The 14,664-nt window shown below is 66.3% G+C and carries 13 protein-coding genes; 9 read left to right on the top strand and 4 right to left on the bottom strand.

Annotated elements, in window-relative coordinates; all coding sequences use genetic code 11:
* Nucleotide 1: 1 nt before the first annotated feature.
* From DMB37_RS40045 to DMB37_RS40010, 8 genes are all read left to right on the top strand, one after another.
* Complete coding sequence (locus DMB37_RS40045; protein WP_135237186.1) at nucleotides 2-847, top strand: DMT family transporter; 846 nt, start codon at nucleotides 2-4, stop codon at nucleotides 845-847.
* 53 nt (nucleotides 848-900) lie between these two features.
* A complete protein-coding gene (locus tag DMB37_RS40040) occupies nucleotides 901-1,440 on the top strand; it encodes a hypothetical protein (protein WP_135237185.1) in 540 nt (179 codons plus the stop codon).
* Between the two features lie 182 nt (nucleotides 1,441-1,622).
* Nucleotides 1,623-3,059 carry a GuaB1 family IMP dehydrogenase-related protein gene (locus DMB37_RS40035; RefSeq protein ID WP_135237184.1) on the top strand — a complete coding sequence of 479 codons (1,437 nt, stop codon included), beginning with the start codon at nucleotides 1,623-1,625 and terminating at the stop codon, nucleotides 3,057-3,059.
* 240 nt (nucleotides 3,060-3,299) lie between these two features.
* Nucleotides 3,300-4,706: a hemolysin family protein gene (locus DMB37_RS40030; protein ID WP_135237183.1), complete on the top strand. Its 1,407-nt coding sequence runs from the start codon at nucleotides 3,300-3,302 to the stop codon at nucleotides 4,704-4,706.
* The gene (locus DMB37_RS40025; protein WP_135237182.1) at nucleotides 4,699-5,763 is read left to right on the top strand and encodes a hemolysin family protein; all 1,065 of its coding nucleotides are present in this window, start codon (nucleotides 4,699-4,701) and stop codon (nucleotides 5,761-5,763) included. Before DMB37_RS40030 ends, DMB37_RS40025 begins: the two co-directional genes overlap by 8 nt.
* Nucleotides 5,760-6,659, top strand: a complete 900-nt coding sequence (locus DMB37_RS40020; RefSeq protein WP_240772158.1) for a 3-methyladenine DNA glycosylase — start codon at nucleotides 5,760-5,762, stop codon at nucleotides 6,657-6,659. Before DMB37_RS40025 ends, DMB37_RS40020 begins: the two co-directional genes overlap by 4 nt.
* Before the next feature lie 344 nt (nucleotides 6,660-7,003).
* The gene (locus tag DMB37_RS40015; RefSeq protein ID WP_135237181.1) at nucleotides 7,004-8,578 is read left to right on the top strand and encodes an LVIVD repeat-containing protein; all 1,575 of its coding nucleotides are present in this window, start codon (nucleotides 7,004-7,006) and stop codon (nucleotides 8,576-8,578) included.
* Nucleotides 8,579-8,580: 2 nt separating this feature from the next.
* The gene (locus tag DMB37_RS40010) at nucleotides 8,581-9,240 is read left to right on the top strand and encodes a DUF305 domain-containing protein (RefSeq protein ID WP_135237180.1); all 660 of its coding nucleotides are present in this window, start codon (nucleotides 8,581-8,583) and stop codon (nucleotides 9,238-9,240) included.
* Between the two features lie 6 nt (nucleotides 9,241-9,246).
* Here the strand turns inward: DMB37_RS40010 and DMB37_RS40005 are convergent, their stop codons facing one another.
* Nucleotides 9,247-10,005 carry an NAD(P)H-dependent oxidoreductase gene (locus DMB37_RS40005; RefSeq protein WP_135237179.1) on the bottom strand — a complete coding sequence of 253 codons (759 nt, stop codon included), beginning with the start codon at nucleotides 10,003-10,005 and terminating at the stop codon, nucleotides 9,247-9,249.
* A 172-nt stretch (nucleotides 10,006-10,177) separates the two neighbouring features.
* Here DMB37_RS40005 and DMB37_RS40000 point away from each other — a divergent pair, with 172 nt between their 5' ends.
* Complete coding sequence (locus DMB37_RS40000) at nucleotides 10,178-11,128, top strand: hypothetical protein (protein ID WP_135237178.1); 951 nt, start codon at nucleotides 10,178-10,180, stop codon at nucleotides 11,126-11,128.
* A 152-nt stretch (nucleotides 11,129-11,280) separates the two neighbouring features.
* Here DMB37_RS40000 and DMB37_RS39995 read toward each other — a convergent pair whose 3' ends face one another.
* The 3 genes from DMB37_RS39995 to DMB37_RS39985 all read right to left on the bottom strand — a co-directional run bounded on the left by DMB37_RS39995 (nucleotide 11,281) and on the right by DMB37_RS39985 (nucleotide 14,209).
* Nucleotides 11,281-11,844, bottom strand: a complete 564-nt coding sequence (locus tag DMB37_RS39995; protein ID WP_135237177.1) for a hypothetical protein — start codon at nucleotides 11,842-11,844, stop codon at nucleotides 11,281-11,283.
* A 713-nt stretch (nucleotides 11,845-12,557) separates the two neighbouring features.
* On the bottom strand, nucleotides 12,558-13,193 hold the full coding sequence (locus DMB37_RS39990; RefSeq protein ID WP_135237176.1) for a DJ-1/PfpI family protein: 636 nt from the start codon (nucleotides 13,191-13,193) through the stop codon (nucleotides 12,558-12,560).
* Nucleotides 13,194-13,468: 275 nt separating this feature from the next.
* Nucleotides 13,469-14,209 carry a hypothetical protein gene (locus tag DMB37_RS39985; protein ID WP_135237175.1) on the bottom strand — a complete coding sequence of 247 codons (741 nt, stop codon included), beginning with the start codon at nucleotides 14,207-14,209 and terminating at the stop codon, nucleotides 13,469-13,471.
* Nucleotides 14,210-14,664: the final 455 nt, after the last annotated feature.

The raw sequence follows: 14,664 nt of genomic DNA, 5'->3' as shown, positions 1-14,664 counted from the left end.
TGTGACCAGTCATCCAGCGGGTGCGGTGGGTTGCGCCCTGCTGGCGGCGCTGTTCTTCGCGGTAGCCGCGGTCGCGCAGCAACAAGCGGCGGCTGCGGTACCGGAGGGTGACTCGCTCATCCGGGCACTGCTGCGCAGCCCGCGCTGGTGGGCCGGAATAGCCGGCGATGTAGGCGGTTACGCGATGCAGGTCGCCGCGCTCGCGTTGGGCTCGGTACTGCTGGTGCAACCAATCCTGGTGAGCGCGTTGGTGTTCGCGCTACCGCTGGCGGCCAAACTCAACGGCCGCCGCGTCAGCGCGCGCACCTGGGCGACCGCGCTCGCGCTCACCGCGGCCCTGGCCTGCTTCCTGCTCGTCGGCGATCCGTCGGCCGGCAATACCGATGCACCCCTGCATCATTGGCTGCTGCCGCTAGCCGTCCTGGCCGCGCTCATCGGCGCAGCCACCATCATCGGCCTGCGCAGCGCCGCCCCCGGACGCCGCGCCCTCCTCCTCGGTGCCGCGAGCGGTTCGCTCTACGGCGTCGCCGCCGCCCTCACCTCCTACGTCACCATGCTGTTCGAACACGGCCTCACGGAGGTGCTCGGCAGCTGGCAGACCTGGGCCCTCGTGACCGCCGGGATCACCGGTGTCTACCTGCAACAGCGAGCATTCCAAGCCGGCCCCCTCACCGCGTCCCTGCCCGCGGTCACGATCGCCGAACCCCTCGCCGCCGCGTTCATCGGCGTCACCGTCCTCGACGAACGCTTCCGCACCAACACCTTCGGCCTCGTCATCACCGGCCTCGCGGTGGTCGTCATGTGCGCCACCGCAATCCGCTTATCGAGCGCCCAAGCCGCCGCCTGATCCGGCATCATGAGTAGCGGGCTGTCCGCGATAGCCGAGGATCAGGGGGACGCATGCAAGGGTTTCTGGTTGCCGCGCTCGGGGCCTTCGTAGGCGGATTGGCCGGTTTCCTGTCCTCGCTGATGCTGGCACGGCAGGAAAGACGAGCCACGATCACCAGTGAGCTCATCGCCACGTTCTTCTCGGATTCATTTCTGGCGCACCGTATTTCGATCTCCGACCTCTGGTACAAGTTCAAGGCCGGTGAGGTGCTCGCCGAGGATATCGCCGGTGGGTTCTGGTTCCCCGGCGTCGCCCCGCACTACGTCGGCGACACCTTCGGCACCCTCAACACCCATCAGCACCTCACGGCCTACATCGGCTTCATCGTGCGACTCGATCACGAGATGACGCACCGTCGGCTGCATCGGGACGAGATCCGCAGTGCGTTCGGGATGCAGTTGCACTACGCCGACGAACTGCTCACCCGAGTCGCGCAGGCGACAGCCGCGCAGGCCGAGCGCCACAACGCGCTCGCACCCGCGTGGGTCGAAGCGGCGCGGCGTGTCCACGATGCCCTGGTCGTCTCGACCACCTCGATGAACCGCCGCTGAATCCGTGAGTCGCACCGCAGTCGGGTTCGCTATGAGCGCGCCGGGACGTGGCGGTACGCGGGTCGGCGGCGTGGGTTGCACCGTCCTCCCAGCCAGCGTGCCCGCGCGACGCTGTGAGGTACATCTCCACCGAGTGCTGGAGAATTGCGCGCTACCGACCGGACTTGGTTATCATCGGTTAAGTGCAGTTTCTCCCTGGCCATCAGCCGCCGTATGACCTGACCTACGACGACCTCTTCCTCGTCCCTAATCGGACGGATGTCGCCTCACGGTTCGATGTCGACCTCTCCACCGTCGACGGGTCCGGCACCACCATTCCCATCGTCGTGGCCAATATGACCGCGGTCGCGGGTCGTCGGATGGCCGAGACGGTGGCCCGCCGCGGCGGCATCGTCGTGCTTCCGCAGGATCTGCCGATCAGCGCGGCCGCCGACACCATCGCGTTCGTCAAGAGCCGCTCGCTCACCGCCGACACCCCGGTCACCCTCGACCCCGAACGTTCGGTGTCCGAGGCCGTCGCCTTGATGCACAAGCGCGCCCACGGCGCCGTCATCGTGATCGACGCGGGCCGCCCGGTCGGTGTCGTCACCGAGGCGTCCTGCACCGATGTGGACCGGTTCGCCCGGCTGCGCGACGTCGCAATCACCGATTTCGTGCAGGCCCCCGCCAGCACCTCCCCGCGCGACATCTTCGAACTGCTCGAGGCCAAGCACGCCCAGCTCGCGGTGCTCACCGCCGAGGACGGCACGCTGGCCGGCGTGATGACCCGCACCGGCGCGGTCCGCGCAGGCATCTACCAGCCCGCCGTCGACAACCAGAGCCAGTTGCGCGTCGCCGCCGCGGTCGGCATCAACGGTGACGTGGTCGCCAAGGCCAAGGCACTGGTCGACGCAGGCGCCGACGTGCTGGTGATGGACACCGCGCACGGCCACCAGGCCAAGATGCTCGAATCCCTCAGCGCCGTCCGCGATCTCGGCCTCGGCGTGCCGCTGGTGGCGGGCAATGTGGTGTCCGCGCAGGGCACTCGCGATCTGGCCGCCGCGGGCGCCGACATCATCAAGGTCGGCGTCGGCCCCGGCGCCATGTGCACCACCCGCATGATGACCGGCGTCGGCCGACCGCAGTTCTCCGCGGTCGCCGAATGTGCCGCTGCCGCCAAGGAACTCGGCGTGCACATCTGGGCCGACGGCGGCGTGCGGCACCCGCGCGACGTCGCGCTGGCGCTGGCCGCGGGCGCGTCCAACGTGATGATCGGCTCGTGGTTCGCAGGCACCTACGAATCCCCCGGCGACCTGCGCCTGGACCGTGACGGCAACGCCTACAAGGAAAGCTTCGGCATGGCGTCCAAGCGCGCCGTCGCGGCCCGCACCGCCACTGACAGCGCCTTCGACCGGGCCCGCAAGGCCCTGTTCGAGGAGGGCATCTCCAGCTCGCGTATGCGCCTGGACCCCGAGCGCCCCGGCGTCGAGGACCTCATCGACCACATCTGCTCCGGCGTGCGCAGCGCGTGCACCTACGCGGGTGCCCGCAGCCTGGCCGAGTTGCACGACAAGGCGGTGCTCGGCGTGCAGTCGGCCGCCGGTTTCGCCGAGGGACGCCCGCTGCCCAGCGGTTGGTGAGACACGCCGACACGGCACGACCACCGGCCCACGCGACTCGACGCGTGGGCCGGTAACATAGTGGTTGCCGGTTTCCGGCAGCACATCTTCGGCTTGCGAAAGGATCCAGTTGTCACCCGCGTCCGAGGGCGCAGCACAGGAGGGCTCCTCTACCGAGCCGGGTGACAAACCCGGCGTCCTCCTTCCCCCAGCCCCATTCCCCACCGTGCAGTTCCCAGTCCCGTTCGGCGGGTGCTGACGATGTCCGTCGCACTCACGGTGCTCAGCCTGCTGGGGTTCATCGCTCTCACGGCAGGCACCGCCCTCTTCGTCGCCGCCGAATTCTCGCTCACCGCGCTGGAACGCAGCACCGTAGAGGCGCACGCGCGCGACGGTGACGTCCGCGCCAGGATGGTCCGCCAAGCCCATCGGACGCTGTCGTTCCAGCTGTCCGGCGCGCAGCTCGGCATCACCATTACCACCCTGATCACCGGTTATATCGCCGAGCCCGTGCTCGCGCGGCTGCTGGATCCGCTGTTCACCGGAGTCGGGCTGAGCGACACCGCCGCCCGCGGCATCTCGCTCACCCTCGCCCTGGTCCTGGCCACCTCGCTGTCGATGATCTACGGCGAGCTGGTGCCGAAGAACATCGCGATCGCCAAGCCGCTGGCCACCGCGCGCACCACGGCGCCGCCGATGGTCGCGTTCTCCGTCATCTTCAAGTGGCTGATCCATTTCCTCAACAACACCGCGAACTGGGTCGTCCGCAGGCTCGGTGTCGAGCCGGCCGAGGAACTGCGTTCGGCGCGTTCGCCGCAGGAACTCGGGTCGCTGGTGCGCACGTCCGCGCTGCGCGGCTCGCTCGACCAGCGCACCGCGCTGGTGATCGACCGGTCGCTGCAGTTCGGCGAGCGCAGCGCCGAGGAACTGATGACGCCGCGGGTGAAGATCGAGGCGCTGGACAAGCTGGACACCATCGCCGACCTCATCGACGCCGCCCGCCGCACCGGCTACTCCCGCTTCCCGGTGATCGACGGCGACCTGGACAACACCCTGGGCGTCGTGCACATCAAGCAGGCGTTCACCCATCCCGCGAACGTGCGCCGCACCATCCCGCTGCAGATGCTCGCCCACCCGGTGCCGATCGTGCCCGCCAGCCTGGACGGCGACGAGGTGCTCGAACGAATCCGGGCCGACGGCATGCAGGTCGCGCTGGTCGTCGACGAATACGGCGGCACCGCGGGCATCGTCACGATGGAGGACATCATCGAGGAGATCCTCGGCGACGTCCGCGACGAGCACGACGAGGAAGAACTCGACGTGCGCCGAGTGGCCGACGGCTGGGACTGCTCCGGCCTGCTGCGCATCGACGAGGTCTCCCGCGCCACCGGATACGACGCCCCCGAAGGCGAATACGAGACCCTCGGCGGGCTCGTGCTCACCCGGCTCGGCCGCATCCCCGAAGCCGGCGACGAGGTCGTGCTGCCCAATCCGCGTTCCCAGCAATGGTCTTCGGGCGAGCAGCCGAGCACCGGCGGCTGGATCGCGCGGGTAGAGCGCATGGACGGCCGCCGGATCGACCGGGTTCGGCTGCTTCCGGTCGCCCCCGACGACCTCGCGTTCCGGCAGCTGCAAGCCGAACCAGAGCAGGAGCACAGCCATGGGTGACCTCTTCGGTGTCCTGCTCACCGTGGTGCTGCTCGCGAGCAACGGCTTCTTCGTCGCGGCCGAGTTCGCCCTGATCTCCGCGCGCCGCGATCGCCTGGAAGCACTGGCAGCGCAGGGAAAGCGCAACGCCGACATCGTGATTCGGGCGGGCGAGAACCTGTCGATGATGCTCGCCGCCGCCCAGCTCGGCATCACCATCTGCTCGATCTTGCTCGGCCGCGTCGGCGAACCCGCGGTGGCCCACCTGCTGGAGGGGCCGTTCGATTTCCTCGGCATGCCCGAGCAGCTGCTGCATCCGGTGGCGTTCGCCATCGCCCTCGCCATCGTGGTGGTGCTGCACATCCTGTTCGGCGAGATGATCCCGAAGAACATCGCGCTGGCCGGGCCGGAACGCAGTGCGCTGCTGCTTGTTCCGGTGCACCTGATGTGGTTGCGGGTGGCCCGTCCACTCATCGCCTTCTACAACCTCTGCGCGAATCTCACGCTGCGGATGTTCCGGATCGAGCCGAAGGATGAGCTGCAGGCGACCGTCTCCTCGGTGGAGCTCGCCGAGATGATCGGTGAGTCGCGCTCGGAGGGCCTGCTCGACGAGGAGGAACACCGCAGGCTGACCCAGGCGCTGGGCACCAGTGAGCGAGTGGTCGCCGATGTGATGGTGCCGCTGGCGACGACCAGGACAGTTCCGTTGCGCGGCAACGGAACCACGCTCGGTGACATCGAAAGCGCCGTCGCCGAGACCGGCTTCTCCCGCTACCCCGTGCGCGCGAGCGACGGGTCGCTGGTCGGCTATATGCACGTGAAGGATGTGCTGGACAAGGTCGCCGACGAGAACGCGGGACCGACGACGCCCATCCCGCGCACCGACATTCGGCCGTTGCCGACGTTGAGCGTGCACACACCGCTGTACGAAGCGCTGGCCAGGTTGCGCCGGACGAACAGTCACCTGGGTCGTGTCGTCGACGCCCGCGGTAACACCACGGGCATTGTGGCGCTGGAAGACCTGGTGGAAGAGTTCGTCGGCACCGTCCGCGACGGGACGCACCGGATCGTCGAATGAGCGGGTCGGAAGTCGCCGTCCTAGCCGAAGCGCGGTGGCGCGCACAGGCTGCGGAGCACCTGGTTCGGGTGGATCACCTGGTCGGTCCGTATGTCGAACGGCGGGCCGCCGGGTCGTCACATCCGGTGATCGACTTCCTGTTCACCTATTACGGGCACAAGCCCGCCCAGTTGCGGCGCTGGCATCCGGGATTCGGCGTCGGACTGGCGGGGGCTCGCGAATACGACGGCGCGCGGGGCTACCACCGGCTCGCGGCGGATTCGCAGGTTTTTACGGCGGACCCCGGCTATCTCGCGCGCCGTCGCGACACCATCCAGTTCATCGCAAACCTGTTGCGCGCCACCGCATCCCGGCCCGCGCAACTGTCCTGCTTCGGGCTGCACGAATGGGCGATGGTGTATCGCACCGACGATGTCAGGCATCAGCAGGTGCCGCTGCGGTTGGGCCGGTCCGGCACCGATGAAGTCGTCGAGTCGATGTCGCTGCGCTGCACGCATTTCGACGCGTTCCGGTTCTTCACGCCCGATGCGGTGGGTCGGAATATCGAGCCGTTGACTCGGGCCGATCAGGTCAGCCGGGAACAGCCCGGGTGCCTGCACGCGAATATGGATCTGTACAAATGGGGGTTCAAGCTGGTCCCGCTGGTTTCGTCCGCGCTGATTCTGGACTGCTTCGAATTGGCCTGTGCGGCAAGGGAACTCGATATGCGCGCCAGTCCTTATGATTTGGCAGAGTACGGGTACGAACCTGTGCGCATCGAAACACCCTCCGGGCGGGCGGAATACGTGCGGTCCCAGTCCGCGTTGGCGGAGCGATCGGCGGAGTTGCGCGGTGCGCTGCTCGCGGCCTGCGAGGATCTACTCACCTACGACGTGGCGAAGCTTCTCGCGGACTGAACTCCGCACGGCGAGTGGCCGCCGATCCCCCGCTCGCACTTCCCCAGCCTGCCCGTGGCCCGCCCCCATCGGCGCCTCGCGCCTCACTGCCCGCGCCGCACTGCCCGCCTCCCGCGCCCGCACCCCACGTTCCGAGCCCCGCACCTGCGCTCGCACCTCACGACCCGCGCCTCAGACGGTGCGCCATGCCGACGACACCGTCCTGAACAGCTAGTTCATCGAATTTCCGCAAAACCTCCCGCATAAGTTAACGGTAGTTACTACTATTCAGTCAGTTCCCCGAGCTGTCCCAGTCAGCGGAGGGATGTCAGAGCAACACCTTGATGAAGGTTGGGGAGTCGACGATGCGCTCATTGGCGAGCCTGCGGCGTTTCAAACCATTGGCCCTGGTCACGGTCGGCCTTGCCGCCGTGTTGATGCTGCCCACCAGCGCATCGGCCGACCTGCAATCCGACATCCAGAACGCGGTCCAGGAGTTCCTGGACGTCGGCCGCACCTCGGTTCCTCGGGCCGACTGCGGGCCGGGCTCGCTACCCGAGAACGGCATGCAGGGCGACGTCACGGCGGCCGACCGAGACAGTGGCCGGAGCACCCAGGGCTATCGCTGCAACATGTCGTTCGTGGGCGGCTTCGCCGGTCGCGGCGCAGGCATCACCTCGACCAGCTTCGAGCACTGCTCTTATATGGGCTCCTTCTTCCCAGGTGACCTGATCAGCGAGGGTCGCGGCGTTCAGGTCGTCGACGCGTCCGATCCCGCGAACCCGCGACCGACCGCCAACCTGACCGAACCCGCGATGCTCGCCGGCACCTGGGAGAGCCTGAAGGTCAACACCGCGCGCAAGCTGCTGGTCGGCACCGGGGTCCCGGTCGGCACGGGCGTCGGTTACCTGTCGGTCTACGACATCTCCGACTGTGCGCATCCGCGGCTGCTCAATACCGGGCCCGGCACGAATATGCTGATGCCGCTCCCGATTACGACGCACGAAGGCGGCTTCTCCCCCGACGGCAACACTTACTGGGCCTCGGGCATCGCGCCTGGCTTCGTCAGCGCCATCGATCTGTCCGATCCCACCAACCCGCACGTCGTCTGGCAGGGCCTGACCGGGATCGAGGCGCACGGCTTCGGCATCAGCGCGGACGGCAACCGGATGTACATCTCCGCGCTCGGCGGCTTCACCGTGCTCGATATCAGCGCGGTGCAGCGCCGTGATCCGAACCCGCAGGTGTCCCATATCGGCCGGGTGTTCTGGACCGACGGCTGGGCGACCCAGCACAGCATTCCGGTGACCTACAACGGCAAGCCGTACCTCTACACCGTCGACGAAGGCGGTTCGGGCGGTGTGAAACTCATCGATATCTCCGATGACACCAATCCGAAGGTCGCCGCGAAGATCAAGCTGGAAATCAACCTGCCGCAGAACCTCGACAGCAATATCGGTTCGTCCATGGGTGGTTCGGCTTTCGCCTACGAATCGCACTATTGCACCGCGGACCGCCGGGACAATCCGACGGCGCTCGCCTGCGGCTGGATCTCCTCCGGTATCAGGGTTTTCGATGTGCGCGACCCGTTCGACATTCGTGAGATCGCCTACTTCAACCCACCGGCCCGCACCGGTCAGAACCTCAGCCTGTGGAATTCACCGCACGCGCTCGCCTCGATCATCGGGGTGCCGTTGATGAGCGCGCCGCCCGCGATTCGCGCGGTGCTGGAAGGGCAGTTCAATCCGACGGACGCGCTCACCCCGCGCACCGGCAGGCTCGCCTTCGGCGACGTCTCCACCGACTGGTGCCTCTCGCCGCCGGAATGGCGTGGCTCGCAACTGTATGTCACCTGCTCCGACAACGGATTCATGGTGCTGCAGCTGGAGAACGACGTGTATTCGCCGCCGGCGGACCAAGAGTCGATCGTCGGGTCGTAGCGATGCCACGCTGGATGCGCGGCGGCGCGCTCGCCTCCCTGGCCTTCGCGCTACTGGTGCTCGGCGCCGCGCTGCGCCCGCTCGTCCTGCCGGAATCACACACGGCCGCACCGGTTCTCAGCGCCGTCGAGATCGGTTTCGTGCAGGACATGACCGCGCACCATCAGCAGGCGCTGATCATGGCGCAACGCCTCGACCGCGCCGTCGATCCGGCGGTGTTGCGGCTGACCCAACAGCTCGACGACACCCAACGGCTGGAGATCGGCACCATGCTCGGCTGGTTGCGTTTGGCCAATGCCTCGCCGGTGCCCGCGCGGCCGATGGCATGGATGCACACCGATGAGGCTCTGCCGCACCAGCATTCGGCACCGGTCGCGCAAACCGATGGGAAGAAGTCATCGGACAGCGTGATGCCTGGGATGGCTACCATGGCGGAGCTCGATGCGCTCGCCGCCGCGCGCGGTCGTGACGCCGAGATCCTGTTCTTGCAGCTCATGTTTCGCCATCATCAAGGCGGGATTCTGATGGCGCAGGCCGCCGATCATTTGCTCCCGTCCGGGCCGGTGAAGGAGACCGCGCGTTCGATGATCCACGCTCAGGGGCAAGAGGCCGGGCTGATGGGAATGCTGCTCACCCAACGAGGTGCCGCGCCACTGCCCTGAACCAATTTAGTGGGCAACGTGCAGGCCGAACCCGGCGGACCCAGGCGTTTCCCGGCCCGACTCCAACCGCAGGCTTCGGTCGTAGTCGCCGCCACCTTGCGGCCGATACCGAATCGGTTCGAGCTTTTCCAGTTCCGACATCCGCCGACGCAGATCGTCAGCGATCTCACCGAACCGTTCGTCGTCGACCCGAATCGTCCCGTGCACCACGAACGGCGGCAACACATCCATGCCCGGGTAGTACAAGATTCCGTGCTGAATCGGAAACAACAGATCCTCGATCGGCCCGTTGATCCCCCGATCGGAGTAGGACGGTTCTTTCCCGCCGACCGAAACCACCAGCATCGCCCGCCGGCCGGCCAACACCCCCGCACCGTATCGCGGTATCGAATCACCGCCAGCCCCATAGGCGAACCCGCAGGTGAGGACCCGATCCACCCACCCCTTCATGATCGCGGGCATGCTGAACCACCACAGCGGGAAATGCAGCAGAACGGTGTCGGCCCACAGCAGCTTCTCCTGCTCAGCGCGAATATCAGCGCTCAGCGTCCCTTCCCGATAGGCCTCGCCGGAGGCCAACATGAAGTTCGACTCCGCCACCGCCCCGAAGTCCCCGGCATCCGCCTGCGCTTTCCACCCCATCGCGTACAGATCAGTGATCCGGACCTCATGCCCATCCGCCCGCAACTGTTCCACCGCAACGTCTTTCAACGCTCCGGTCAATGAGCCGGGCTCAGGGTGCGCGTACACGACAAGTACGTTCATTCCAGCTTCCGTCACACCCCCTCGCAACACCCCACCCACCACAGGAATTCCAACCCACATTCGCACCCCGAATACTCAGCACGAATACTGTTGCAGCGGAACCTTTTCCACCAATCCGGTTGCGATAGCAGATGGACATAAGTTGTCGGTGGGCGCCGGTAGCGTGCGGCGCATGCCCTCCTCGGTGCACGAAGCCCTCATCCAATTACTCCGACACAGACCAGGATTGGTCACCGAGCTACTGAGTTCCGTCGTCGGCACCCCATTGCCGGAGTTCGATCACGCCCACTCGGACTCCGGCGACCTGCCGGACATCCGCCCCACCGAATACCGTGCCGACCTGGTCGTCACGCTGACCTCCGACAACGTGCCCGTCTTCGGCATCGTGATCGAGGTCCAACTCAAACCGGACAAGGACAAATGCTGGAGCTGGCCGGTCTATCTGACCACCCTGCGTGCCCGCCAGCGATGTCCGGTCCTGCTGGTGGTGCTGTGCCCGAACCAGCACGCCGCCACCCACTGCCGCCAGCCGATCACCGTCTCACCCGGATTCATCCTGACCCCGGTAGTCCTCGGCCCAGCCGACGTACCCGTGATCACCGACCCGCAGTCCGTTATCGCCCACCCCGACCTCACCGTGCTATCCGCGATCGCCCACCGCAACGACCCCGAACGCGACGCGATCTTGTTTACCCTCGCCGAGACCATGCACTGCCTACCCGCACGCAACGAGTACATTGACGTAATAATGGCCGCACTCCCCGCAGGCGCGGCCCGGCACTTCTGGGAGATGCTGATGACGACTAAATCCGGCCCCTACCTGAGCGCACATCTGAACAAGCAGTACGCCAAAGCCAAATCCGAGGGCATGGCCGAAGGCAAAGCCAAAGGCATGGCGGAAGGCATGGCGGAAGGCAAAGCCAAGGGCAAGGCGGAAGGCAAAGCCGAAGGCGTCGCCGAGGGCAAAGCCCAGTCCCTGCTGACCGTACTGGCCGTCAAACGCTTGCACACCACACCCCAGATAGAGTCCAAGGTCAACGGCTGCACCGATCCGGCGCAGCTCGACCGCTGGACCAGACGAGCGATCACAGCGGACTCGATCGAGGAAGTATTCGCCGACTAGCCAGCGACGCGAATCGAGCGCTCAGGTCGGCCGTCACCACCGAGGTGGCGGCCGACCACGCGGTTGAGGTTGAGAAGTGCAGATTTCTCCGAATCACGGACACCTACGCGTCGCCCCGCGGCCAAAGTGGGCCAGGGCGAAGGCGCAGCTGCTCAGGACTCTTCGGTGAAGCGGTACCAGTTTCCCTGGAAGGTTTCGTATCCGATGCCGGAGGTGGGGGTGCCGAGGTAGGGCGGGGCGGTGTCGGGGAAGTAGGCGAAACCCTTGGCGGAGTTGGATTCTTCACCTTGGGTGTAGAAGAGGCAGCCGCCGTCTCGGCGGGTGATGTAGGTGATGGTGTAGACGCCCAGGCGGGTGCGGTGGCCGGGGTTGGCGCAGTCGGTGGCTTGGTTTTGCAGGATGTTGCGGGAGAGTTTCCAGCCGGTGGTTTCCGGGACGTCGTACCAGACGAGGGCGACGAAGATGCCGATCACCAGTGGGGCGATGAGGCTGTAGAAGAAGGAGCGGTAGCGGAACAGGCCGATCAGCGCGAACAGCAGCGCGACCGCGCCGAGGACGCCGATGGCCGACCACAGGACCACCTGGACGGGGAACGTGCCGTCCGCTGCCAACTGCCAGAACAATGCTAGGCAGCACAACACGATCAGGGCTGTCAGCAGCCCCATCCAGAGAATGAACCAACTCGGGGTGCGGCGCGTGGTTCCGGTGGTGCTCACGGTGCTCAACATACGGGGGCTATACCCGGATGGACGGCGAAATCCCCTTAACCCAACGACGTTCAGCACACGCCGGGCAGGTTCCCGCGCCGAACGAGGCGGCCGAGGTACACACCGGATCTACGCCGGGCCGAAGAACTAACAGCTCGGCCGAGCAGAGTATGGCGGCCAGATTCCCGCGCCGAACGAGGCGAGAGTCCGCACCGGACTACCCGGGCCGAAGAACCAACACCTCGACCGAGCAGAGTATGGCGGCCGGATACCTGCGCCGAGCGAAGCCGGGAAGTATGCACCGAATCTGCGCCGCGCTGAGGACGTCGGCGAATACACGAACGCCCCGGTCGAAAGACCAGGGCGTTCGCGAATTATCCGTTCAGCGCGCAATCACAGCGGCGGAAACCCCGACGACCCGGTGGCCATCCAATTCCAGAACATCGCCGCACGATTGGCGAGCAACGCGACAACGTCGAGGACAACGCTTCCCATAAATCTTCCTCACATCCGACAACCTCCAGTGCAGCGCCCAGGGTAGCCGATCCAGCCTGCACCGACCTGGACGCCAACCACAATCCCACTGCCCCACCGCAGCGGACCAGGGGATTTCTTGCAGCCTAACGCTTTACCGGCAATGCAGCGCCTTGGTCTCGCGCTGACGACCGTGCGCAACATGATCCCGACAGCGCCGAGCCGGGTGTGAGCTTCTGGTTGCGTTGTCAGCCCTCGTGCCGATTAGCGGCTTTGAGGTTCGCCACCAGATCTGCGGGCGCTTTGTCGGGAGATCCGGCTTGGTACGGCGGTTGCGGGTCGTATTCGGTCATCAGCTGCACCGCCATCGCGAACTGTTCACCGGCGATGGTGCCGAGCAGACTCAAGCCCATATCGATACCGGCGGAAACTCCGGCCGCGGTCACATACTTGCCGTCGACAACCACCCTCTCAGCCGTGGGTGTCGCGCCGAGACGGCCGAGGGTTTCCAGCGCCAACCAGTGTGACGTGGCGCGGCGCCCGTCGAGCAGTCCGGCGGCGGCGAGCAGCAGCGACCCGGTGCACACCGATGTGGTCCATGTGCTGGTCCGGTCGACGGCGCGCAGCCAGTCCAGCAGCACGGTGTTGCTTCGTTGCTTCGTTTCACCGGGGCCGCCGGGCACCACGATGATGTCGGGAGCGTCGACCTCGTCGAACGCGCGATCGGCGACGATCGCGAGGCTGCCCGCGTTGTCGTTGCGGATCGCGCCACGCTGTTGGGCCACGAAGACCGTTTCGGTCTCGGGTAACCGGCTGAGAATGTCGTAGGGTCCGACAGCGTCGAGGGCGGTGAATCCGTCGAACAAGACAATCGCGATCTGCATTATGTGCTCCCAGGGAAGTCGTCCGGCCAATCCGATAGTGCCCGATCAGAAAGCGACGCGGCACCCTACGTCGATGACCTGGAACGGCTTCGGTGTCGAGAAGCCTGGACCACGTCGCGCCGACGGGCGTGCCGTGCTCATCGTGGGCGATGAGCACGAGGTCGGGTCTGCGGTATTGCCCCGCGTCGAGTGGCAATTCGTCCGGCGACGGACGCACCCGGGGGCCGCTGGACGCAGGTAAACGTCGGCGGTTCCCCCGAGCCGACCCGACAACCTCAGCGAGCCAGGGCGACCTGGTGCGCGGACGAGAGCAAGACGGCGAGTTCCTGCTGCTCGGACTCGTCGAGAACCTCGAAGTAAGGCTGGATCATTCGATCGGTCAACGCCTCTGCGGCCACCCACCGATCGCGCTGCTCGGCCGTGATCTCCTCGAACGGTTCCGGCCAGCCGAGCAGCCGGGCCTGATCCGGCCCGTCGAGAATGGGCGACCCGGCGATGAGGATCGCCTGCAGAGGTGTCAGCAGGTTCGCTGTCAACGCCATGAAGTGCAGCCCTCCACGCAGTTCGCGAAGAACGTGAACCAACTGCAGAACTCTGGCAGAGCCGTTCTGCGGCAACGGCATTGCGCGCCAGCCGGCGAACAGCGCAAGCCCGGCGGGCGACGCCGCGGTCACGACCGCCTGCAGCAGTTCCGCCAGTCTGTCCGCCTCCGGGAACGCGACGAGCTTGCGCCGGCCGAAGTCCTGGCATGCGGCGAGGTAGCCGCGGGCGGCGTCGGCAGGCGGGATCGGCACGGATTCCCAGGCCGACCGGACCCGGTCCGGCGCGAAGAACCCGAACGCCGCGGTGACCACGTCGGCATCCACCTCGCCGAGCACGCCGCCGCGACCGCGGGTGTAGGGGCCGTGGAATCCGTCCACCCCGGTTGCACGCCCGAATTCTCTTGCCTCGCGCGACATCATGAATGCCCCACCCAGCTCCAGGATGTGCTTCTTGACCGTAACCGCGGTTGCCATGTCCGTCTTCCCTGCGTCCGATTCACTCAGTCTCACAGGCTATAGTTAACCATAGTCAGAGTGATCAGTCATTACCCAGCGAACAGTGGAGTGCCGAGGCCGACCGGGCCGCCGAGTTCGGACTCCGGGAGCGAATCACCATCTCCCAGTGCCGATCCGGACGATTGCGCTGGGGCTGCGAATCGCCGGATCCCCGAGGAGCCACGACAGGCACACGGAGCGGTTCACCACCCCTAGCGCGACACCGCCGCAGGTCGAATCTTGACCGATGCCGTCGCACACCAATCAACGCCCAGGACCCATCGCACCGATGACCTGACTGCCTAATGAGTACGCAAGCCCCGAATACCGGGGTGATATCTCTACTCGGCAACTCAACCCTTATCGGCATTCACCGAACCTGCGAACACTTGGGCGCATTCATGCCGAACGCATAAATACGCGAACTCGCTATC

Source organism: Nocardia sp. CS682 (assembly GCF_004634405.1).
GTDB lineage: Bacteria > Actinomycetota > Actinomycetes > Mycobacteriales > Mycobacteriaceae > Nocardia > Nocardia ninae.
The sequence above is the reverse complement of the archived record's forward strand: the minus strand, read 5'-3'. Positions and strand labels throughout refer to the sequence as shown.

Excerpts from the sequence above, each read along its gene's own strand:
- DMB37_RS40040 (WP_135237185.1), top strand. The coding sequence starts at position 901 with ATGCAAGGGTTTCTGGTTGCCGCGCTCGGGGCCTTCGTAGGCGGATTG.
- DMB37_RS40030 (WP_135237183.1), top strand. The coding sequence starts at position 3,300 with ATGTCCGTCGCACTCACGGTGCTCAGCCTGCTGGGGTTCATCGCTCTC.
- DMB37_RS40025 (WP_135237182.1), top strand. The coding sequence starts at position 4,699 with ATGGGTGACCTCTTCGGTGTCCTGCTCACCGTGGTGCTGCTCGCGAGC.
- DMB37_RS40020 (WP_240772158.1), top strand. The coding sequence starts at position 5,760 with ATGAGCGGGTCGGAAGTCGCCGTCCTAGCCGAAGCGCGGTGGCGCGCA.
- DMB37_RS40015 (WP_135237181.1), top strand. The coding sequence starts at position 7,004 with ATGCGCTCATTGGCGAGCCTGCGGCGTTTCAAACCATTGGCCCTGGTC.
- DMB37_RS40010 (WP_135237180.1), top strand. The coding sequence starts at position 8,581 with ATGCCACGCTGGATGCGCGGCGGCGCGCTCGCCTCCCTGGCCTTCGCG.
- DMB37_RS40005 (WP_135237179.1), bottom strand. The coding sequence starts at position 10,005 with ATGAACGTACTTGTCGTGTACGCGCACCCTGAGCCCGGCTCATTGACC.
- DMB37_RS40000 (WP_135237178.1), top strand. The coding sequence starts at position 10,178 with ATGCCCTCCTCGGTGCACGAAGCCCTCATCCAATTACTCCGACACAGA.
- DMB37_RS39990 (WP_135237176.1), bottom strand. The coding sequence starts at position 13,193 with ATGCAGATCGCGATTGTCTTGTTCGACGGATTCACCGCCCTCGACGCT.
- DMB37_RS39985 (WP_135237175.1), bottom strand. The coding sequence starts at position 14,209 with ATGGCAACCGCGGTTACGGTCAAGAAGCACATCCTGGAGCTGGGTGGG.